Annotated in this window: 20 protein-coding genes; 12 read left to right on the forward strand and 8 right to left on the reverse strand. The window is 60.7% G+C overall.

What is annotated here, in order from left to right; all coding sequences use genetic code 11:
- The first annotated feature begins 131 nt into the window (after positions 1-131).
- From BLR31_RS10310 to rsmA, 6 genes are all read left to right on the forward strand, one after another.
- Positions 132-1,214 (forward strand): LptF/LptG family permease, encoded by a 1,083-nt coding sequence (locus BLR31_RS10310; protein WP_090595766.1) that lies wholly within the window; start codon positions 132-134, stop codon positions 1,212-1,214.
- Positions 1,211-2,290, forward strand: a complete 1,080-nt coding sequence (locus BLR31_RS10315) for an LptF/LptG family permease (RefSeq protein ID WP_090595768.1) — start codon at positions 1,211-1,213, stop codon at positions 2,288-2,290. The genes BLR31_RS10310 and BLR31_RS10315 overlap by 4 nt, the downstream gene beginning before the upstream one ends.
- Positions 2,290-4,593, forward strand: a complete 2,304-nt coding sequence (locus tag BLR31_RS10320; protein WP_090595771.1) for an LPS-assembly protein LptD — start codon at positions 2,290-2,292, stop codon at positions 4,591-4,593. The genes BLR31_RS10315 and BLR31_RS10320 overlap by 1 nt, the downstream gene beginning before the upstream one ends.
- Positions 4,594-4,777: 184 nt before the next feature.
- A complete protein-coding gene (locus BLR31_RS10325) occupies positions 4,778-5,689 on the forward strand; it encodes a peptidylprolyl isomerase (RefSeq protein ID WP_090595774.1) in 912 nt (303 codons plus the stop codon).
- Positions 5,690-5,692: 3 nt separating this feature from the next.
- Complete coding sequence (pdxA, locus tag BLR31_RS10330; protein ID WP_090595777.1) at positions 5,693-6,694, forward strand: 4-hydroxythreonine-4-phosphate dehydrogenase PdxA; 1,002 nt, start codon at positions 5,693-5,695, stop codon at positions 6,692-6,694.
- Positions 6,691-7,539: a 16S rRNA (adenine(1518)-N(6)/adenine(1519)-N(6))-dimethyltransferase RsmA gene (rsmA, locus tag BLR31_RS10335; protein WP_090595782.1), complete on the forward strand. Its 849-nt coding sequence runs from the start codon at positions 6,691-6,693 to the stop codon at positions 7,537-7,539. Before pdxA ends, rsmA begins: the two co-directional genes overlap by 4 nt.
- Here the strand turns inward: rsmA and gmk are convergent.
- The 8 genes from gmk to BLR31_RS10375 form a co-directional block, all read right to left on the reverse strand.
- The gene (gmk, locus tag BLR31_RS10340) at positions 7,536-8,180 is read right to left on the reverse strand and encodes a guanylate kinase (protein WP_090595783.1); all 645 of its coding nucleotides are present in this window, start codon (positions 8,178-8,180) and stop codon (positions 7,536-7,538) included. The genes rsmA and gmk overlap by 4 nt on opposite strands.
- Positions 8,181-8,213: 33 nt before the next feature.
- A complete protein-coding gene (locus BLR31_RS10345; protein WP_090595786.1) occupies positions 8,214-9,107 on the reverse strand; it encodes a YicC/YloC family endoribonuclease in 894 nt (297 codons plus the stop codon).
- 4 nt (positions 9,108-9,111) lie between these two features.
- Positions 9,112-10,248: an endolytic transglycosylase MltG gene (gene mltG, locus BLR31_RS10350; RefSeq protein ID WP_090595789.1), complete on the reverse strand. Its 1,137-nt coding sequence runs from the start codon at positions 10,246-10,248 to the stop codon at positions 9,112-9,114.
- A gap of 142 nt (positions 10,249-10,390) precedes the next feature.
- The gene (gene fabF / locus BLR31_RS10355; protein WP_090596188.1) at positions 10,391-11,653 is read right to left on the reverse strand and encodes a beta-ketoacyl-ACP synthase II; all 1,263 of its coding nucleotides are present in this window, start codon (positions 11,651-11,653) and stop codon (positions 10,391-10,393) included.
- Positions 11,654-11,679: 26 nt separating this feature from the next.
- Positions 11,680-11,916 carry an acyl carrier protein gene (locus tag BLR31_RS10360; RefSeq protein ID WP_090595791.1) on the reverse strand — a complete coding sequence of 79 codons (237 nt, stop codon included), beginning with the start codon at positions 11,914-11,916 and terminating at the stop codon, positions 11,680-11,682.
- A gap of 216 nt (positions 11,917-12,132) precedes the next feature.
- Positions 12,133-12,870, reverse strand: coding sequence for a 3-oxoacyl-[acyl-carrier-protein] reductase (gene fabG / locus BLR31_RS10365; RefSeq protein WP_090595794.1), 738 nt, complete (start codon positions 12,868-12,870; stop codon positions 12,133-12,135).
- An 18-nt stretch (positions 12,871-12,888) separates the two neighbouring features.
- Complete coding sequence (gene fabD, locus BLR31_RS10370; RefSeq protein ID WP_090596191.1) at positions 12,889-13,839, reverse strand: ACP S-malonyltransferase; 951 nt, start codon at positions 13,837-13,839, stop codon at positions 12,889-12,891.
- Between the two features lie 139 nt (positions 13,840-13,978).
- On the reverse strand, positions 13,979-14,167 hold the full coding sequence (locus BLR31_RS10375) for a helix-hairpin-helix domain-containing protein (RefSeq protein WP_090595797.1): 189 nt from the start codon (positions 14,165-14,167) through the stop codon (positions 13,979-13,981).
- A gap of 302 nt (positions 14,168-14,469) precedes the next feature.
- Between BLR31_RS10375 and rpsF the strand changes: the two genes are divergently transcribed.
- The 6 genes from rpsF to radA all read left to right on the forward strand — a co-directional run bounded on the left by rpsF (position 14,470) and on the right by radA (position 20,193).
- Positions 14,470-14,844 (forward strand): 30S ribosomal protein S6, encoded by a 375-nt coding sequence (gene rpsF / locus BLR31_RS10380; RefSeq protein WP_090596194.1) that lies wholly within the window; start codon positions 14,470-14,472, stop codon positions 14,842-14,844.
- Between the two features lie 13 nt (positions 14,845-14,857).
- Positions 14,858-15,112, forward strand: a complete 255-nt coding sequence (rpsR, locus tag BLR31_RS10385) for a 30S ribosomal protein S18 (protein ID WP_408636241.1) — start codon at positions 14,858-14,860, stop codon at positions 15,110-15,112.
- Between the two features lie 89 nt (positions 15,113-15,201).
- A complete protein-coding gene (rplI, locus tag BLR31_RS10390) occupies positions 15,202-15,807 on the forward strand; it encodes a 50S ribosomal protein L9 (protein ID WP_090595800.1) in 606 nt (201 codons plus the stop codon).
- Positions 15,808-16,025: 218 nt separating this feature from the next.
- A complete protein-coding gene (locus tag BLR31_RS10395) occupies positions 16,026-17,516 on the forward strand; it encodes a replicative DNA helicase (protein WP_090596200.1) in 1,491 nt (496 codons plus the stop codon).
- Between the two features lie 69 nt (positions 17,517-17,585).
- Entirely contained in the window at positions 17,586-18,719 is a 1,134-nt protein-coding gene (alr, locus tag BLR31_RS10400) for an alanine racemase (protein ID WP_090595802.1), read from the forward strand.
- 76 nt (positions 18,720-18,795) lie between these two features.
- A complete protein-coding gene (gene radA / locus BLR31_RS10405; protein WP_090595805.1) occupies positions 18,796-20,193 on the forward strand; it encodes a DNA repair protein RadA in 1,398 nt (465 codons plus the stop codon).
- Positions 20,194-20,224: the final 31 nt, after the last annotated feature.

Here is a 20,224-nt window from a genome sequence, read left to right on the forward strand (position 1 = left end):
TATTCCGGCTATCGTTTGAGGTTTATAGAGCACAGGTTCCAGGTCAATTGGCGTGGGCGGTGATCTTGGCGTTTTGCCTGGGGAGAGATTGCGTTAGAACGAGGGCGGGCGCTGCCACGTAGAACGGTTTGATGGATCGACTTTCACTTTATCTGCAGCGCCAGTTCTTTGCACAGGCCCTGACGATCTTTGCGGCCGGTGGCGCGCTGATCTGGCTGATGCAGCTTTTGCGTCTGTTCGATCTGGTTTCGTCAAAGGGGCAGAATTTTCTGACCCTGATGGGACAGAGCGCTTTGACGACGCCCACTTTCGCACGGTCGATTCTCTATGTGTGCCTAGCGATCGGGCTGGCCCGTGGGCTGCGGGCGCTGCAGGCGTCGCGTGAGTTGCACACCATTCACGCGGCGCAGCGGGTGTCCTCGCTATGGAAGGCGATCATCGCATTTTCGATCGTCGGAGCGGCTGCGGTGACCTTGGTGACCAATTGGATCGAGCCGCAGTCGCGGCGAATTGCGGCGGATTGGTCGGCGGAAATCGCTGCCGATGTCGTGGGGCGAGCCTTAGTGCCGGGGCGGTTTACGGAGATCGAGGACGGGCTGGTCTTTTCGATTTCGGCGCGGCAGCGCGACGGAACGCTGGTCGATTTTTTCTTCGATGATTCGACGACGGAAACGCGGCGGACCTATTTTGCGCAAACGGCCTCGGTCTTTCAGGACGAGACTGGGTATCAGCTTATTCTCAACGATGGGGCTATTCAGTATGAGGGCGCCAATCGCAGCGGGCTGAGCCAGATCAGGTTTGCGCAATACCATATCAGCCTCGCGAGTCTCCTCGATGCGGCATCGGTGAGCCGGAGCCTTGAGCAAGCGGACAGTTTCGAGCTATTGGCGCGGGTTTTCGCCGGAGAGGCCGAGGATCGCGACATCAGGGCGTTGCACGAGCGGTTTGCCGACACGTTGCGGACGCTGGCGATGTGCGCGCTTGCGGCGGCGATGTGCGCGTTCCCCGATGGGTCCCGCGGGCGGCGGCGGGTGCCGGTGGAACTCGTGATCTTGCTTGTCGCGTTCGGCGAGCAGGCGGTGAGCGCGTTTTCGGGTGGCGGGGCGGCGCATTATTTGAGCTCGAGTGTGCTCATCGTGATTGCATTGGCGGTTCTTTTGGCGCGGTTGCGACGCGCGTTCGTCTTGCCCCGGTTCGGGAGGGTGACGCGATGAGCCGAACGGGACGACTGATCTGCATTCGCCTGGCCAGCCGTATCGGTCTGGTGGTCGGGATATTTTTCGGGATCATCCTGCTTGTCGAATTTCTCGACACCGGGCGGTTCAACCAGACGGCGGAATTGGCCGGGCCGTTGACGTCCACGGGATTGGCGTTTCTGAGCGCTTTGCGCTGGAGCCTTCTGGGCTTGCCGGTAACAGTGCTGATCGGCGCGATCCTGGGACTGATCGACCTGCAATCACACCGGGAAATGGTGATCATGTCGGCGGGCGGGCGATCGATCTGGTCGCTGTTGCGCTGGCCGATTCTGATGGTTTTGACGGCGGGGGTGATCACGACGACCGTCGTCGATAGCTTCGCCATTCGTGTTTATCAGGGTTTCGATGCGGCGCAGATCGGCTGGGGGCGCGCCTATGGGGTGCAGAACCGGGAGACGTGGTTCAGCCAGAGCGGGAGCGATGGGGATTACATGCTCTACGCGCGGACCGTGCTTCAACAGGGCAGCGAACTCGAAGACATAACCATTTTGCGGCCGCAGCCAGAGGGCGGGACGGGTACGCGCATTCACGCCCGCTCGGCGGTGCTAGAGCCGGGGCGCTGGGTGATCAGCGATGGGATGGTCATCGATGTCGACCAGTCTCCCCGGCCGTTCGCGCAGATGGCGATCGCGACACGGGCGACGCCGTCCGAACTCAGCCTGCAATTGGGGACGGCAGAAGATATGTCATGGTTCGACCTGCGCCGCGCGCTGCGCAATGGAATCACCGATCCCTTCGCGCAGGCGGCGGCAGAGACGCGGTTCCAAAAACTCAATGCCATGCCTTTCGTTCTTGTCGGTTCTTTGCTGATTGCGTTCGCCTTTACCGCCGGTTATCGAAGAGCGGGGCATTATGGGTGGACCATCGTTCAGGGCATCGTTCTGGGGTTGGTTGTGTTCGTTGTCACGGAGATGGCCGACCGGGCTGGTTCGGCGGGCGTCATCGATCCGATAGCGGCTGCGTGGGGTCCTGCCCTGCTGGCCATAATCATCGGGTTGACCGTGATCCTGCGTAGAGAAGATGGGCGCGTTTGATGGGCAAACCACCCTTTGGGATGATCACGGTGCGGCGCGGCCTTCTGGCCAGCGTAGCGGTTTCTGCGCTTCTGGCGCTCGCGCCACATGCGGTTGCGCAACAGATCGTGCCTGCCAGCTTTTTCTCACAAGTGCCAACCAGCAGCGGCGAGCAGATGGCGGTTTCCGCCAATACGATGGTTTTCGATTCGCGGACCGACACGGTGGTCGCGCAGGGCAATGTGGGAATCAGTTTCCAGGGCTATCGCGCGACAGCCGATCGGGCGATCTACTATCAGAGCAGCGGCCGGGTCGAACTGGTCGGCAATGTGGCATTCATCGATCCCGACGGGATCGAGTATGTGGCTGATCGCGTGGAGCTCGAGGACGGGTTCCGCGAAGGCTTTGTGCAATCGCTGACCGTTGCGTTTCCGGACGGTACGTTCTTTACCGCAGCTGACACGACATTCAACGAAGGCGTCGAGCGTGTCTATAACGAGGGCACTTACGCGCCCTGCGGCACCTGTATCGACGAAGACGGCAATCGCATCGGGTGGACCGTCAAGGCCGCGCGGATCGTGACCGATGAGAGCGAGCAGGTTATCTATTTCGAGCAGCCATCGCTGCAGTTGCTGGGCGTGTCTGTAATCGCCTTGCCGTGGCTGAGCTTGCCGACGGACGAAGATATCGAGCTGCCGGTGCTCAGCTATGACGATCGGTATGGTGTGGGGATCTCCCTGCCCTTCTTTCGCTATCGCATTGCCGATGGATCTCTGGCGGTGACGCCGACGATTTACACCAATCAGGGTGTGGGCGTTGCTGCAGACTGGCAGCAGCGCGTGGGTGATCTGAGCTACACCGTCAATACGTCCGGCGTTTATCAGCTCAATCCTGGAGCCTATGACGGGCTGGGGGACCGGCCGGTCCGTGGATCACTGCAGACGACGGGGCGGTTCACCGGGATCGAGGACTGGACGCTTGGCTGGTCGTACACGACCTTCACCGATCCGGGCTACATGCCCGACTATCGGGTTGCGACCGGCACGCAGACCAATCAGGTTTACGGACAATATCTGACCACCGAGACCTACGCCGATATTCGCGTGCAACAGTTCGTGCCGCTCGGCACATTTGCGACCTGGGCGGCGCATGAAGCGAGCGCAAATCGGCAGGCGTTGACGCACCCCAACGCCAGGGTCGATCACGTCGTCGATCTCGACAACGACGCGGGACGCGTGGAAATCGCCGGCAAGTTGCTTGGTCTTACGCGCGCCGCCGATGACGTCTCCGGACTGTTCGACGGCAGGCGTTATGTGCATGGCTATGAGGGACAATCGGTCCACGCCGTAATGCAGGCGAGTTGGACGAACCAGTATATCGTTCCGGGCGGTTTGACCGTTTCTCCCTATCTTGGGTTGAGAGGCGACGCTGCGGGCTATGATGGCGCCAGTGGGCGTGCGGATGCTCCCGAGGCGAGGTCGCTTCTGTCTGCCACACCGATCGCGGCACTGGATGTTCGATATCCGATCATGGCGCGCATGACGGGCGCTACGACCGTTATCGAACCGATCGGACAGTTGGTGTACCGCGGCGGAGAGGCAGTTCCGGGGATCACCAACAACGATTCACAGACGTTCGTCTTCGAGGACACCAATCTTTTCAGCTTCAATCGGTTTTCCGGCGCCGACCGGCAAGAAACTGGCTTGCGTGCCAATCTCGGTGGGCAGTTCCAGACCAGCTTCGACGACGGAGGATGGCTGGGCGGGATTTTGGGGCAGTCCTTCCATCTCGCGGGCAAGAATGGCTTCAACGTCGACGACGGAACCACGGCGGGCGTGGGTTCGGGGATGAACGCGGACGCGTCGTATCTGGTGGCGGGCCTGCAGGGCGGATATGGTGGACTTTCGGGTGGTGCCAAGGCGCAGTTCGACCCCGAGAACGGTGAGATTCCGCGTGCCCAGATCGGCCTTGCCGGGGAGATCGACGACTATCTGCTGACTGCCAATTACGTCTATATTGCCGAAAACCCGACACTGGGCACCACTGCGGATCGCCATGAAGTTCAAATCGGCGGGCGGGCACCGCTTCAGGGGTATTGGACCGCGACTGGATCGGTGGCGTGGGACCTGGCGACCAACCAGTGGCTTGAGACCCAAGCGGCGCTCGAATACGACGATAGCTATCTGGCTTTCGGCGCCGGCGTTCAGTTGACTGGGCCTACGCACCGACGGCCGGATGATTTGCGGTTCGGCGTCAACTTCAGCCTCAGCACCGCAGGGCGCAACACGCTGGTCGGGTTCGACTACGATTTCACCGAGTTCTGATCTCTAAGCTTTGGCGACTTGCAGCGGACGCCAGACAATGGCATTTGGTTGCGCTATATTTCTCGTCGCGCTTTGGAGCCTAAAAAGTGGGTGCCACTTGGTCTCCAACTGCCGCGACTGCCGAATTTGGCCGTATTTGTGATAGAGGTGGTCTGAAACGACATGCCTCGGGAGCGGATTTATTATGACACAATGGCTCGGACTAAGAACCGCAGGTGTTTGCCTCGCACTGGGTTTCGCCCTGATTGCGTTCGCCGTTCAGGCGCAGAGCATCAGCGCGACGGTCAACGGCGTGCAGATCACCAGCCAGCAGGTCAATGATCGCGCCAATCTGCTGCGGATCGAGGGCCAGGGCGCCAACCGCAATCAGGCGGCGCTCGATCAGTTGATCAATGATACGGTGCAACTGAGTGAAGCCGAGCGCATCGGCATCAGCATTTCGGACACGCAGGTTGATGAGGCGTTTGCCAATATCGCCAGCAACATGCGCTCCAGCTCGGCGAACCTTACAAATCTTCTCACCCAGAACGGTGTGAACCCTCAGACACTGCGGGATCGGTTACGGGCGGCGATCGCCTGGCAGCAGGTCGTCCAGCAGGTGCTGCGTGGCCGCATCCAGCTTTCCGAACTCGAACTCGAAACGCAGGCCGCGCAACAGGTGAGCCCGGCGATGAGCTTCGACTATATCCTGCGCGAAGTGCTGTTCGTCATTCCGCAGGGTTCGGGCGTTTCGGCTTCGCGCCGCACAGCGGAGGCCAATCAATACCGCAGCCGCTTTACCGGATGCGACGCGGCGGTCGACCTTGCGATCCAGTTCACCGATGCCGCCGTGCGTGATATCGGGCGCCGTCACGCAACGCAGCTTCCTGATGCGGTTGCCAACGAACTGGCCGGACTGACCGTCGGGCAGATTTCGAGCCCGCGCGTCGTCGATGGCGGCGTGTCGATGATGGCCGTCTGCGAAAAAGCCGAAGCGCGCGACCTGACGTTCCTGACCGACCAATTGCGCCAGGAAGCCGGGCAGGATGCGCTGGAGTCGGAAGCAGCCGCCTATCTGGAACGCCTGAAGGCGCAAGCTACGATCGTACGGAACTGACATATGACGACGGCTCGTCCGCGGCCCCTCGCGGTATCGATGGGCGAGCCTGCCGGCATCGGTCCTGACCTTATCCTGAAACTTTATGCCGACCGGCAGTCCCTTGGGCTGCCGGTTTTTGGTGTCTTTGGACATGCGCTCTTTCTAGCGGCGCGGGCAGAGAGGCTGGGACGGGCCGTCGCTGTACGCGCGGTTGCAATCGATGAGGTCGATCAGACCTTCGATGACGCCCTGCCAGTGATCGAGATAGAGGGTGAGGTTTCCGACAGCCCCGGCATGCCCGATCCCAATGCTGCGCCTGTGGTCGTGTCGGCGATTGCGCAAGCCGTTGACGCCGTGCAGGCGGGTGCGATGAGGGGATTAGTGACCGCACCGATCCACAAGGCATCGTTGTATGGCGCGGGTTTCGAGTATCCGGGGCATACGGAGTTTCTGGCGGCGCTGTGTGCCGAAGATGGGATTGTGCCCCTGCCCGTGATGATGCTGGCGCATGAGGATCTGCGCGCGGTTCCGCTGACAATACATATTCCGCTTGCCGATGTGCCGGGGGAAATCACGCGCGCGCTCATCATCGATACTGTCGACATTATCGCGCGGGATCTGCGGTCGCGGTTCGGGATTGCGGCGCCGCGCATCGCCGTTGCGGGGCTCAACCCGCACGCGGGCGAGGACGGGGCCATCGGGCGCGAGGAGATCGAGACGATCGCTCCGGCTGTCGCGCAACTGCGCAAAGCCGGGATTGATGTTGTGGGGCCGCTGTCTGCGGACACTCTGTTTCATCCGCCCCATTGGCGCAGCTATGACTGCGTTCTGGCGATGTATCACGATCAGGCGCTCATTCCGATCAAGACCGTGGCGTTTGATGCAGGTGTCAATGTGACCTTGGGATTGCCGATCGTACGGACATCCCCTGACCACGGAACAGCATTTTCGCTGGCGGGCACGGGACAGGGTTCGGCTAATTCCATGTTAGCGGCCCTACGGATGGCGGACGCGATGTCATGAGCCAGATAGACGAACTGCCGCCACTCCGTGAGGTGATTGCCGAGCACGGACTTTGGGCGAAAAAAGAGCTGGGGCAGAATTTCCTGCTCGATCTCAACCTGACCGCGCGAATTGCACGCAGCGCGGGCGAGCTTGCGGATGTGACGGTGATCGAGATCGGACCTGGCCCTGGCGGCCTGACGCGGGCCCTGCTGGCCGCGGGCGCCAAGCGCGTTGTGGCGATCGAGAGGGACGAACGGACCCTCCCTGCCCTCGCCCAGATCGCCGAAGCCTATCCGGGTCGGCTGGAGGTGATCTCCGCCGATGCGCTAGAGATCGACTATCGTGGACTAGCCGATGGGCGCACCAAGATCGTTGCTAATTTGCCGTACAATATCGCGACGCCGTTGCTGACCGGTTGGCTGTCGCAGGAGCCATGGCCGGCGTGGTTCGAGAGCCTCACATTGATGTTTCAGCGTGAGGTCGCTGAGCGGATCGTCGCGCGGGCCGGTGATGATGCGTACGGGCGGCTAGGGGTTCTGTGCGGATGGCGCAGCGAGGCGCGGATCGCCATGAATTTAGGCCGGGACGCGTTTACGCCGCCGCCCAAGGTGACGTCCTCAGTCGTGCATCTGACGCCAAAGCCGACCGAGGCCGATGTGCCGGTGCGGGCGTTGGAAGAGATAACGCGCCACGCCTTCGGGCAGAGGCGGAAGATGATCCGGCAAAGTCTCAAGGGACTTGGCGTGCCGCTGGAGCTACTGTTTGCCAGTGTCGGGCTCAAGGGCGACGAGCGGGCGGAGACGCTTAGCGTTGCGACCTATGTGGAGTTGGCGCGGGCAACGGCGCGGCTGCGCAGCGCTTAACCCAGAGCGTCGATCTGGGATTTGAGGTCCTGGACGAAATCGTCGAGTTTTGTCTGGCGGGGGCGCTGGAGCCGAGCGCTGGCGAGGATGGAGCGGACCATCTGGACCGATTGTTCAAGGTCTTCATTGACCAGAACATAGTCGTATTCCGAATAGTGCTCCATTTCGTTGCGCGCGTTGCGCAAGCGCTTTTCGATGGTGCCCACGCTGTCCTGAGCGCGGCGGTCGAGGCGGGCGCGGAGTTCGCCGATCGAGGGGGGCAGAATGAAGACCGTCACCATGTCGTTGCGGCAGTTTTCATAAAGCTGCAGCGTGCCCTGATAGTCGATGTCGAAGAGGATGTCCTTGCCAGCCGAAAGGCGCTCTTCGACCTTTTCGCGCGGGGTGGCGTAGAAGTTGCCGTGGACTTCGGCCCACTCGAGCAGTTCGCCGGCATCGCGCATCTTCTCGAATTTCGGCACGTCAATAAAGTGGTAGTGCGTGCCGTCGATCTCGTCGGTGCGGCGGGCGCGGGTCGTTATAGAGACCGAGAGGCGGATGTTGGGGTCCTGGGCGAAGAGCTGGCGCGAGATGGAGGATTTGCCTGCACCGGAAGGCGAAGCGATCACCAGCATGACGCCGCGGCGCGCGAAATCGACCATAAGATTACCCCTGAGCTCGTCGGTGATCCCGCCTCATTCGAGGTTCTGGACCTGCTCTCGTAACTGATCGATCAGCGCCTTGAGGTCAAGACCGATCGCGGTCAAGCTCACATCATTGCTCTTCGAGCAGAGCGTATTGGCTTCCCGATTGAATTCCTGGGACAGGAAATCGAGCTTGCGTCCTATAGGACCGCCCTTGCCCATCAACTGCCTTGCAGCGCTGACATGGGCTTCGAAGCGGTCGAGTTCCTCCTGGATGTCCGCCTTTGTGGCCAGCAGAACTGCCTCCTGATGCAGGCGGTCTTCGGAGAAGCCTTTATCGGCGTCCATCAGCGTCGCGACCTGGTCGCGCAGGCGGTTGAGGATGGTCTCGCGGGAGCGGGACGGATGATTGCGGGCCGCTTCGGCGAGAAACGCAATTTCCTCGATGCGCTCCGAGATGATGGTGCCGATCCGGTCGCCTTCACCGTGTCGGGATTCCACGAGGGCATTCACGGCAATGGTGACACAGTCGAGGATCGCACTGTGGAGGCGCTGCTCGGCTTCGGGACCCAGGTCGGCGTCCTGGGCGTCCATGATGCCCTTTAAGGCGAGGATGGCTTCTATCGATGGTTTGCGCGCATTTATGCGTTCACTGACATCACCGATGATATCGAGCACGCGCTCGAGAGCGGGTTCGTTGATAACGATGTCGGTTGTCGCGGTGTGTCGCTGTATGTTGAGAAACACCGACACCGATCCTCGCGCCATCCGATCGCCGATCAAGCGGCGGATATCACCTTCGAGGCTATCGAAACCGGGCGTGATGCGTGAGCGGATATCAAGGCCGCGACCGTTCACGGATTTGATCTCGCATGTGATGGTGCAATGTTCGGCCTGCGCACTGGCGCGACCGAACCCGGTCATCGATGAGAGCGGGAGCGCCATGGCGCTACTCCGCCTCTGCAGGCGTTTCGACCTCGCCCGGAGCAACCTCCCCGGCCTCTTCCGCCGCCAAGGCATCCATTTCAGCCTGTGCTTCGGCGTCGGCCGCCTCGGCTGCCTGACGCTCGATCTCGCGGTAGAGCGCGACGTTTTCGCGATGCTCGGCGTAGGTTTCGGCAAAGACGTGGCCATCCGACGGGACCGCGCCCCTGGCGACGAAATAGAGATAGTTGTGCTCGTCGGGATGCGCGACTGCTTCGAGTGACGCGACCCCAGGGTTGGCGATCGGTCCGGCGGGAAGACCGTCGATCTGATAGGTATTGTAGGGTGTAACCTGGTCGATCTCAGACCGACGTAGACCGCGGCCAAGGCCACCCTGCCCGAGCGTAATACCGTAGATAATGGTCGGATCGGACTGGAGCCGCATACCCTGACGCAAGCGATTGACAAAGACTGCCGCGACCTGCGGGCGTTCGCTGGCTACGCCGGTTTCGCGCTCGACGATCGAGGCGAGGATAACCAGTTCGTCAGGCGAATTGATCGGCAAATCGGGTTCGCGATTCTCCCATATCTCAGCGACGGCTTGGTCCATCGCTACGCTCATGGCGTCGATGATCGACTGGCGAGTGTCGCCTCGCCGATAGGGATAAGCGCCGGGTAGCAAGCTGCCTTCGGGCGGGAGCACTTCGATGTTGCCCGTCAGATTCTCGTCGGCGTTGACGCGCTCGACAATTTGCCAAGATGTGAAGCCTTCCGGAACGACGACCTGGTGCTGGACAGGCGTTCCCTCATTGAGTTCCTGAATGATCTCGAGCATCGAGGAATTAGCGGCGATATTGAATTCGCCGGCTCGGAGATTGTTTCCGCGGCGCAGAAGGCGCGAGCCGTAATTGAACACGTCGGCGTTCGAGATGAAGCCTTGCTCTTCAAGACGCTGTGCGACGGTGCTGAGGACATTGCCCGGCTCGACCACGAAGCTGCGGTCCTCGGCAACGGGCCCATCGGCATTAAAGACCGTGACACCGTATATGAACAGGCCACCAAGGCCCAGAAGGCCAATCAGAACCAGTGTGAGAAGCCCATTGAGAGCTTCGAAAAATCCATTGGAAGAGCGACGTTGCTTCCTGATTTTGCGATCGGCCATGCGGTCGTTGTCCGTCCCGTAGGTCGCGGGCGCGTTGGCCCGTCATCTTTTGAATTGATGCGCAATCGCGAATCCCTTGCGCATGGTCATATGGTGCAAGAATTTCGGCAAAAACAAGTGCGAAAACGGCAGTTTGACCGCGTCAACCGACCCTGGAGAAGATCAGAGAAGCATTGGTTCCGCCAAAGCCAAACGAATTGGAGAGCGCAATATTGATCTCTTTTTGCACGGGCTTATGCGGCGCCAGATTGATAGCGGTCTGGATCGATGGGTTATCGAGATTGATGGTCGGGGGCGCGACATTGTCGCGAATGGCGAGTAGCGAGAAAATGGCCTCAATCGCACCAGCCGCGCCAAGAAGATGGCCGACAGCGGATTTGGTGGAGCTCATGACCATGTTGTTGGCAGCGTCGCCCAGCAATCTGGTGACGGCGCCGAGTTCGATCTCGTCGCCCAACGGCGTGGAGGTTCCGTGCGCGTTGATGTAGTCGATTTCAGCCGGCGTAATGCCAGCGCGCTTGACCGCCGCCGACATTGAGCGGAAACCGCCATTTCCATCTTCAGCGGGCGCCGTGATGTGATGGGCATCGCCTGACAGGCCGTAGCCGATCACTTCGCCATAGATATGGGCGCCGCGAGCCTTGGCGTGCTCGTATTCCTCAAGCACGACGATGCCGGCGCCCTCGCCCATGACGAAACCGTCGCGGTCTTTGTCATAGGGACGTGACGCTTTTTCGGGCGTGTCGTTAAAGCCGGTGGACAGCGCGCGACACGCAGCAAAGCCGGCGAGAGACAGCCGGTTTACCGGCGACTCCGCACCGCCCGCAACCATGACGTCGGCATCGTCGAGGGCAATCAGCCGGGCAGCATCGCCAATGGCGTGCGCGCCGGTGGAGCATGCAGTGACGACCGAATGATTGGGGCCTTTGAGGCCATGCTCGATGGAAACATAGCCCGATACAAGATTGATCAGGCGACCGGGGATAAAGAAGGGACTGATCCGCCGGGGACCTTTGTCGCGAAGCGTCAGCGAAGCTTCATAGATACCGCCAATGCCGCCGATGCCGGACCCGATCAAAACGCCAGCGCGTTCCTGCTGCTCAAGGGTTTTCGGCTCATAGCCTGAATCGCGGAGGGCCTGGGTGGCGGCTGCCATGCCAAAGAGGATGAAAGGATCAACCTTGCGTTGCTCCTTGATGTCCATCCAGTCGTCGGGATTGAACTTCCCGTCGGCCGTGTCTCCCAGAGGGATGCGGCAGGCGATCTGGCAGGCCAGATCGTCTACCTCAAAATCGGTGACGCGCTGAGCGCCGCTCTTTGATGCCAGAATATTGGACCAAACGGTCTCGTGACCGACGCCGAGGGGGCTGACGATCCCGAGACCTGTAACGACTACGCGGCGCAAAGTCATACTATTGGTGGCCGCGTCGCTTAAGCAGTGGCCTTGGTGAGGAAGGCAACGGCATCGCCGAAGGTCTGGATCGACTCGGCGGCGTCGTCAGGAATTTCCACTCCGAATTCTTCTTCGAAGGCCATGACGAGTTCCACCTGATCGAGCGAGTCGGCGCCCAGATCGTCCATGAAGCTGGCCTTTTCGGTCACCTTGTCGGCTTCGACGTTCAGATGCTCCACAACGATCTTACGGACGCGATCTTCGATATCGCTCATGCTGTCTTCCTTTTTTTGCAGACTGAGTTCGTGTTTAACGCTTTGCCTCTGTGCAGGTTCAATACCGCGTATAGCGGGGTCCTGCCACAGTGACCGGAGTTTCAAGGTTTTTTGCGCTTGTTTCCGCCCTGCCGGTCACGTTGTGCCGGCGCAATTATCACACTTCGTTCGGGATGACCATATCGTCAAACCAAGCGGACGCAAGCCCTTTCAGGCCTAGATCATCACCATCCCACCATTGACGTTAAGGGTGTGGCCGGTGATGTAGGCGGCGCCTTCGCTGGCGAGGAAGACGGCACTGGCCGCAACTTCGTCGGCAGTGCCGAGGCGCCCGGCAGGAACCTTTTGAAGGATGGTTTCCTGCTGCTTTTCGTTAAGTTCGTCGGTCATGGCCGAGGCAATGAAGCCCGGGGCGATGGTGTTAACGGTGATGCCGCGGCTGGCGACTTCATAGGCCAGCGACTTGGACATGCCGGCGAGGCCGGCCTTGGATGCTGCATAATTGCCCTGCCCCGGATTGCCGACGACGCCGACAACCGAGGTGATGGAGATGATGCGGCCGAAACGGCGCTTCATCATGCCCTTGATGGCGGCGCGCGTGAGATGGAACGGCGCGGTGAGATTGATTTTCAGCACATCATCCCACTCTTCATCCTTCATGCGCATGAAGAGATTGTCGCGCGTCATGCCGGCATTGTTGATGAGAATGTCGATGCCGCCCATAGCCTCGTCGGCCTGCGGTACAAGGCGCTCGACCGAATCCATATCTGAGAGGTTGCACGGCAGGATGTGGGTTTTGCCGTTGATGTCCTTGGCGACGTCTTCAAGGGCGCCGACACGTGTGCCGCTCAACGCAACTTCGGCGCCTTGGGCAGCAAGCGCCTTGGCGATGGCCGAACCGATGCCGCCACTGGCACCGGTGACGAGGGCGCGTTTGCCGGAAAGATCGAACATGGCTGATCCTTATGTTTGTTAAGCGCCGCGGGCGGCGATGAAGGCTTCGATATCGGCCGGCGTCGAAATGGACTGCGCGGAGACATCCTTATTGACCCGCTTGGCGAGGCCGGTGAGGACTTTGCCTGTTCCGATCTCGTAGAGGTCTGTCACGCCGCCCTCGGTTGTGAGCCAGGTCACCGACTCGGTCCAGCGAACCATTCCGGTCACCTGTTCGACGAGGCGGCGGCGGATCTCTTCGGGATCGTTGATCGGTGAGGCGAGGACGTTGGCGACGAGCGGCACGACCGGGGTATTCATTTCGACTTCGGCGAGTGCGGCGCGCATGGCCTCCGCCGCGGGCTGCATGAGGGCGCAATGGAAAGGCGCGCTGACCGGCAGCGTCAGCGCACGCTTAGCGCCTTTTTCCTTGGCCAGCTCGATGGCGCGGTCCACGGCAGCGGCGTCGCCGGACACAACAACCTGACCGGGTGAGTTGTCATTGGCGACATCGCAGACACCACCCTGAGCTGCCGTCGCGGCAATTTCTTTTACGACGTCCATGTCGAGGCCGAGCAGCGCCGCCATGGCGCCCTGCCCGACCGGCACAGCTTGCTGCATGGCGCGACCGCGAACTTGCAAAAGGCGCGCGGTGTCTGCGAGCGAGAATGTGCCGGCAGCACAAAGGGCTGAATATTCGCCGAGCGAATGGCCGGCGACGAAGCTGGCGGCATCGGCAACGGTGACGCCGTGGCTTTCGAGAACACGGATCACGGCAATCGACGATGCCATGAGGGCGGGTTGGGCATTTTCAGTGAGACGGAGAATGTCGTCGGGCCCCTCGAACATGATCTTGGAGAGCGCGACGCCAAGAGCGTCGTCGACTTCGGCAAAGACCGCGCGGGCTTCCGGGTAGGCTTGAGCCAATTCCTGGCCCATACCGACCGCCTGGCTGCCCTGTCCGGGGAAAGTAAATGCCGGTTTGGTCATCAATGTCCTCGCGCGCTCATTGGTCCAGTGCCCACTTTCAGTCGGCGCGCCAATGCTGGCAAGCCGCGTCGGGCTGGTTTGGTTGGGCGGGTTGCCCGGAAATCCGGGCCAAGTCAAGGCAGGGCCAGTTTTGAGGCGTCTATTTCTGTGCGAAGTCGAGGCCGGCTTCTGCCATCGCTGCCTCTATAATGGGGAGAGATTTCGGTCCGACGCCATGAAGGGCGAGGAACTGGTTTCGCGTGAGCTTGGCGAGACCTTCGAGAGAGGCGATGCCAGCATGGGCCAGCGCGCTAGCGGCGGGGCGACCGAGTTTAGGAAGATCGGTCATATATTTCCATCTTTGCCTGGTGGCACTGCAAGGGCAAGATACACCCTCAGTGACTTCCGGGCCAAGGAAACCCTTGCATTGGGCGGCTATCCGCTATAGATCACGCCAGCATTCGTTTGGCCGGGGGCTGAACGGAGGGTTGTTCATTGTGTCATACACACAATGAACAATGGATCGTTAGAGATGTGATCCGGCCTCCCGTGTTCCCGCTTCTTAGTAGAACCTTTGTCGCCTTTCCAGGGCTGCAAGGAGGCTCCGCGCCGACGATGCCGATCGTTATCGAAATGAAAGAAAGGCATTCCATGCCCCTTTACGAGCATATCTTCCTGTCGCGCCAGGACGTGTCCGCGCAGCAGGTCGAAGATCTGACCAAGACCTATACCGACCTTCTCGCCGAAAACGGCGGCAAGGTTGCCAATTCGGAATACTGGGGCGTGAAGTCGCTCTCGTACCGCATCAACAAGAACCGCAAGGCTCACTACACGCTCATGAACATCGACGCGCCGGCTGCTGCCGTTGCCGAGATGGAGCGTCAGATGCGTATCAACGAAGACGTCCTGCGTTTCATGACCATCCGCGTCGACGAGCATGAAGAAGGCCCGTCCGTGATGATGCAGAAGCGTGACCGTGACGACCGTCCCGGTGGCGATCGTCCCCGCGGCCCGCGCCGTTTCTAAGGAGTGATGAGTTATGGCTATTCGTGATCTTACCCAGTCGCAGACCCGTCGCCCCTTCCAGCGTCGTCGCAAGACCTGTCCGTTCTCGGGCGCTAACGCACCGACCATCGACTACAAGGATGTTCGCCTGCTGCAGCGTTACGTTTCTGAACGCGGCAAGATCGTGCCGTCGCGCATCACGGCCGTTTCGGCCAAGAAGCAGCGCGAACTGGCTCGTGCCATCAAGCGCTCGCGCTTTCTGGGCCTCCTGCCCTACGCAGTGAAGTAAGCGGATTTGCAATCCGCTGAGTTGGGCGCCCGAATGGTTTGGGCGCTCTAACCGCTCTTTGAGAGCGGGACAGCATTGGAGAATTTGAAATGAAAGTCATCCTTCTCGAGCGCGTGGGCCGTCTTGGCGCCATCGGCGACGAAGTCACAGTGAAGGACGGGTTTGCCCGTAACTTCCTTCTGCCCCAGGGCAAGGCGCTTCGCGCGTCGGATTCCAACCGTTCCAAGTTCGAATCCGAGCGCCAGACGATCGAGGCTCGCAACGCCGAGCGTCGTTCGGAGGCCGAAAAGAATGCGGCGTCGCTCGACGGCAAGACCATCGTCATGGTGCGTCAGGCCGGCGAAACCGGCCAGCTCTATGGTTCGGTCTCGGCACGCGATATCGCTGACGCCCTGCTTGCAGACGGCGCTTCGATCGAGCGCAACCAGGTCGATCTGGAAGGCCCGATCAAGACCGTTGGCCTGCACGAAGTTTCGCTGCACCTGCACGCCGAAGTTTCGGTCACCGTGACGGTCAACGTCGCGCGTTCGTCCGATGAAGCCGAGCGTCAGGCTGCCGGCGAAAACCTCGCCCGCAAGGATTACAATGACGAGGAAGAGGCGTTCGTCTCTCTCGCCGACATGGACGAAGACGAGTACGACGCCAGCGAAACCGCTTCGGCAGCGTCGGAAGTCGAGCGCCAGCAGGACGCATAAGCGTCTCTCTCAAGCGAATCGGAAGGCCGGGCGTCAGCGCCCGGCCTTTTTTATTTGCCGTCAGGCGACCTGCGTTGTCCCCACTGTTCACGAAGTTCACAGGGCGCGAATCAGATACTGTGGATGCATCCATTCTTGCCCCTGAATCCCGCTCCAAGTGATTGCCGTGCGGGCTGGCTGCATTAAGAGAGTGTGAACACCGAACCCGCGAGATCATGATGGAAGCCGCACGGCGCCTGACGCCCGTTCCGACCGAGGCCGAGCCGAAATACAAGATGGCCCCGCACAATATCGAGGCCGAGCAAGCTCTGCTGGGCGCGATTCTCGTCAACAACGAAGCGTTCTATCGCATTTCGGATTTTCTCGAGCCGATCCACTTTTACGAGCCGATTCACCGCGAAATCTTCGAGGTGTGCGGCAAGATCATCCGGGCCGGTAAGACCGCAACCCCGGTCACGGCCAAGACCTATTTGCAGGATGAGCTTCTCGAGGGCGTCACCATGGCGCAATACCTCGCTCGCCTCGCGTCCGAAGCAACGACAGTCCTCAATGCCTCGGATTATGGCCAGGCCATCTACGATCTGGCGATCCGGCGCAATCTGATCCTGATCGGTGAAGAGGTTATGGACACCGCCTATAATGCGGACGTCGAGACCTCCTCGCAAAAGCAAATCGAGGAGGCCGAGAAGCGTCTTTTCGATCTTGCCGAAAAAGGCCGCTACGACGGCGGCTTTCAAGGGTTCAATCAGGCGCTTATCGAAGCCATCAACATGGCGGGCGAAGCCTATTCGCGCGATGGGTCCCTTTCGGGCACGGCGACCGGCCTGACCGATCTCGATCGGCTGATGGGCGGATTGCAGCGGTCTGACTTGATCATCCTCGCCGCGCGTCCTGCCATGGGCAAGACGTCGCTCGCGACCAATATCGCCTTTGCGGTTGCCAAGGCCTACAAGGCCGAGCCGACGCCCGATGGGCACATGAAGACGGTCAATGGCGGCGTTGTCGGGTTTTTCTCGCTGGAAATGAGTGCCGAACAGCTCGCGACGCGTGTTCTTGCCGAGCAGTCGGAAATTTCATCGTCCGATATTCGACGCGGCAACATTCATGAAAGCCAGTACGCCAAGCTTGTCGACACCTCCAATGTCATGGCGCAGGTGCCGCTGTTTATCGACGACACGGGCGGCATCTCGATCGCGCAGCTTTCGGCGCGCGCGCGGCGGCTCAAGCGGCAGAAGGGTCTCGATCTTCTGATCGTCGACTATCTGCAACTGCTGTCCGGGTCCAAGAAGGCCGGCGAAAACCGCGTGCAGGAGTTGACCGAGATCACGACGGGGCTGAAGGCCCTCGCCAAGGAACTCGAAGTTCCAATCATCGCCCTTTCCCAGCTGTCGCGTCAGGTGGAAAACCGTGAAGACAAGCATCCTCAACTCGCCGATCTTCGCGAATCGGGATCGATCGAGCAGGACGCTGACGTCGTGCTTTTCGTTTATCGCGAGGAATACTATCTCGGCAACAAGGAGCCCAAGGAAGGCACCCAGGAGCACCTGGAGTGGCAGGCGGAGATGGAAAAGGTTCATGGCCGTGCCGAAGTGATCATTGCCAAGCAGCGCCACGGCCCGACAGGCACCGTGCAACTGCACTTCCAGGCCAATTTGACCCGCTTTTCCAATCTCGCGCGCGAAGATTACCTGCCCACTCGGCAGGAGTAGTGCCCGTGCGCCTTGTGGTGGCCATCGGTTTCGCGTTACCCCAAGGTAACGCAGAATCGCAGGGCTGATATGAGCGGCACTTCAACATTTCTCGGGGGCGGAATCACCGTCGACCTTGGGGCGATCGTCCGAAACTGGAAGGCGCTCGATACGGTCGCGGCAAACGCGCTGACCGGAGCCGTGCTCAAGGCGGATGCCTATGGCACGGGCGCCGAGGCCGTTGGACGTGCCCTCTATCATGCGGGGGCAAAATTCTTCTTCGTTGCGACACCTGACGAAGGCGTGGCGCTGCGCAAGGCCGTGCCGAAATCGCTGATCTTCGTGCTGGATGGGCTCGTGCCGCGTACCGCCAAGGATTATGCCGCACACGGGCTGATGCCGGTGTTAGCGTCGATGAGCCAATTGACTGAGTGGCTCGATTTCTGCCTTAGCCAGAACAAAGCGATCCCGGCGGCCCTGCATTTCGATACCGGGTTCAATCGGGTCGGCTTTCGGCAAAAGGAAGCCGAACTGGTCAAGCGCGAGCTGGATCAATCGGGCTTCGAGCCGCAGATGATCATGAGTCATTTTGCCTGCGCGGATCAGCCGAGCCATGAAATGACTCGTAAGCAGAATGGGCTGTTTCAGGGCATTCTGGCCCACTTTCCCAACATTCCGGCCTCCCTTGCCAACTCGGCTGGGCTCATGGCGTCCAAGGACTACCACTATCAGATGGTGAGGCCGGGCATCTCGATGTATGGCGGGCGCGCCATCAATGGGCGTCCAAACCCGATGGCGCCAGTGATCTCAATGCATGTCCCCATTCTGCAGATCAAGGATGCGCGAATCGGCGAGACGGTCGGATATGGCGCCGCTTATCGGCTGAGACGGGATACGCGGCTGGCGATCATGGCGCTGGGCTATGCCGATGGGTTCTTTCGCTCGCTGTCTGGCATTGGCGGCCAAGTTGGGGGCAAGGTTGCGATCAACGGTACATTTGCGCCCGTCCTCGGACGCGTATCGATGGACATGACGGCCATCGATATCACCGACGTAGAGGGGCTGGTGCAGCCCGGCGACGTCGTTGAGGTGCTTGGCCCCAATCTCGGCATAGACGATGTGGCCGACGCGGCGCGGACCATCGGATATGAAATCCTGACGACCCTCAATGGGCGGTTTTCGCGCTCTTATGTTAACGTGCCCGAAGGGCTCGACATCACCTGATTGTTCTTATTTTGTTCTTGCGTAATGTGATTGCAGGCTGTTACCGTCGCGGGACCATGACTGTAGCGGGGCAAGCTTGGCCAAACTGAAATCCACCTATGTCTGTCAATCATGCGGTAATGTTACGCCGCGCTGGGCCGGGCGTTGCGAGGCGTGCGGCGAGTGGAACTCCATCGTTGAAGAGGCCGCCTCTTCCGGTGTTGGTGCCGGGCCTAAGGCAGCTATCGCGTCTGGTCGCCCGGTCGAACTGGTGCCGCTGTCGGGCGAAAGCGAAGAGGCAGCGCGCATCGCCACGGGGAATGGCGAGTTAGATCGTGTGCTCGGTGGCGGGTTCGTCATCGGGTCTGCCGTATTGGTGGGCGGCGATCCGGGCATCGGGAAATCGACGCTGTTGCTTCAGGGCGCAGCTGCTTTGGCGCGGCAGGGCAAGCGAGTGGTCTATATTTCGGGCGAAGAGGCCATCGCTCAGGTGCGTCTGCGCGCGACACGACTGGGCGTTGCCGACGCGCCGGTCGAACTCGCCAGCGAAACCCATGTGGAGACGATCCTCGCGACAATCGAGAAGGGCAAGGCGCCTGATCTCGTGATTATCGATTCCATCCAGACGTGCTGGACCGAGCGGATCGATTCGGCGCCGGGTACTGTGACGCAGGTGCGGACCAGTGCGCAGGCGCTGACACGGTTTGCCAAGAAATCGGGTTCGGCTGTGGTGTTGGTGGGGCACGTCACCAAGGATGGGCAGATCGCCGGGCCGCGCGTCGTCGAGCATATGGTCGACGCGGTGCTTTATTTCGAGGGCGACACGTCGCTGACGTATCGCATCCTGCGCGGGGTCAAGAATCGCTACGGCGCGACCGACGAGATTGGCGTTTTCGAGATGGTGGGTTCGGGTCTGCGCGAAGTGCCCAACCCCTCAGCCTTGTTTCTCGATCAGCGCGATTCCGGTGCGGCTGGCTCTGCGGTTTTCGCAGGCGTCGAAGGCACACGGCCCGTGCTGGTGGAAATCCAGGCTCTTGTGGCCCCTTCCCCCCTCGGCACACCGCGGCGCGCGGTCGTGGGATGGGATTCGTCACGGCTTTCGATGGTTCTGGCCGTGCTCGAGACGCGATGTGGGGTGCGGATTGGGGCCAATGACATTTATCTCAACGTGGCGGGCGGGCTGAAAGTCAACGAGCCGGCGGCCGATCTGGCGGTAGCGGCGGCGCTCATATCGTCGCTCACCAATTCCCCCCTGCCCTCCGATGCCGTCTATTTCGGCGAGGTGAGCCTTTCGGGCGGAATACGGCCCGTGGTTCATGCCAATCTGCGGGTGCGCGAGGCGGCAAAGCTCGGGTTTGGCTCGGTGCACACGGCAAAGCTCAATGCCACCGACCGAACGGATGGCGTGGCGCTCAATGAGTTTTCTGCTCTTGCCGAGCTTGTGGGGCGAATTGCAGCGAATGGAAGCGGGGGACAAGGGAACGATATCGACTGACGGCCATTGCGGTTGAAGCGCTCGGCGGTCA

This window comes from Pelagibacterium luteolum, assembly GCF_900100665.1.
GTDB classification, from domain to species: domain Bacteria; phylum Pseudomonadota; class Alphaproteobacteria; order Rhizobiales; family Devosiaceae; genus Pelagibacterium; species Pelagibacterium luteolum.

Excerpts from the sequence above, each read along its gene's own strand:
- BLR31_RS10310 (WP_090595766.1), top strand. The coding sequence starts at position 132 with ATGGATCGACTTTCACTTTATCTGCAGCGCCAGTTCTTTGCACAGGCC.
- BLR31_RS10315 (WP_090595768.1), top strand. The coding sequence starts at position 1,211 with ATGAGCCGAACGGGACGACTGATCTGCATTCGCCTGGCCAGCCGTATC.
- BLR31_RS10320 (WP_090595771.1), top strand. The coding sequence starts at position 2,290 with ATGGGCAAACCACCCTTTGGGATGATCACGGTGCGGCGCGGCCTTCTG.
- BLR31_RS10325 (WP_090595774.1), top strand. The coding sequence starts at position 4,778 with ATGACACAATGGCTCGGACTAAGAACCGCAGGTGTTTGCCTCGCACTG.
- pdxA (WP_090595777.1), top strand. The coding sequence starts at position 5,693 with ATGACGACGGCTCGTCCGCGGCCCCTCGCGGTATCGATGGGCGAGCCT.
- rsmA (WP_090595782.1), top strand. The coding sequence starts at position 6,691 with ATGAGCCAGATAGACGAACTGCCGCCACTCCGTGAGGTGATTGCCGAG.
- gmk (WP_090595783.1), bottom strand. The coding sequence starts at position 8,180 with ATGGTCGATTTCGCGCGCCGCGGCGTCATGCTGGTGATCGCTTCGCCT.
- BLR31_RS10345 (WP_090595786.1), bottom strand. The coding sequence starts at position 9,107 with ATGGCGCTCCCGCTCTCATCGATGACCGGGTTCGGTCGCGCCAGTGCG.
- mltG (WP_090595789.1), bottom strand. The coding sequence starts at position 10,248 with ATGGCCGATCGCAAAATCAGGAAGCAACGTCGCTCTTCCAATGGATTT.
- BLR31_RS10360 (WP_090595791.1), bottom strand. The coding sequence starts at position 11,916 with ATGAGCGATATCGAAGATCGCGTCCGTAAGATCGTTGTGGAGCATCTG.
- fabG (WP_090595794.1), bottom strand. The coding sequence starts at position 12,870 with ATGTTCGATCTTTCCGGCAAACGCGCCCTCGTCACCGGTGCCAGTGGC.
- fabD (WP_090596191.1), bottom strand. The coding sequence starts at position 13,839 with ATGACCAAACCGGCATTTACTTTCCCCGGACAGGGCAGCCAGGCGGTC.
- BLR31_RS10375 (WP_090595797.1), bottom strand. The coding sequence starts at position 14,167 with ATGACCGATCTTCCTAAACTCGGTCGCCCCGCCGCTAGCGCGCTGGCC.
- rpsF (WP_090596194.1), top strand. The coding sequence starts at position 14,470 with ATGCCCCTTTACGAGCATATCTTCCTGTCGCGCCAGGACGTGTCCGCG.
- rpsR (WP_408636241.1), top strand. The coding sequence starts at position 14,858 with ATGGCTATTCGTGATCTTACCCAGTCGCAGACCCGTCGCCCCTTCCAG.
- rplI (WP_090595800.1), top strand. The coding sequence starts at position 15,202 with ATGAAAGTCATCCTTCTCGAGCGCGTGGGCCGTCTTGGCGCCATCGGC.
- BLR31_RS10395 (WP_090596200.1), top strand. The coding sequence starts at position 16,026 with ATGGAAGCCGCACGGCGCCTGACGCCCGTTCCGACCGAGGCCGAGCCG.
- alr (WP_090595802.1), top strand. The coding sequence starts at position 17,586 with ATGAGCGGCACTTCAACATTTCTCGGGGGCGGAATCACCGTCGACCTT.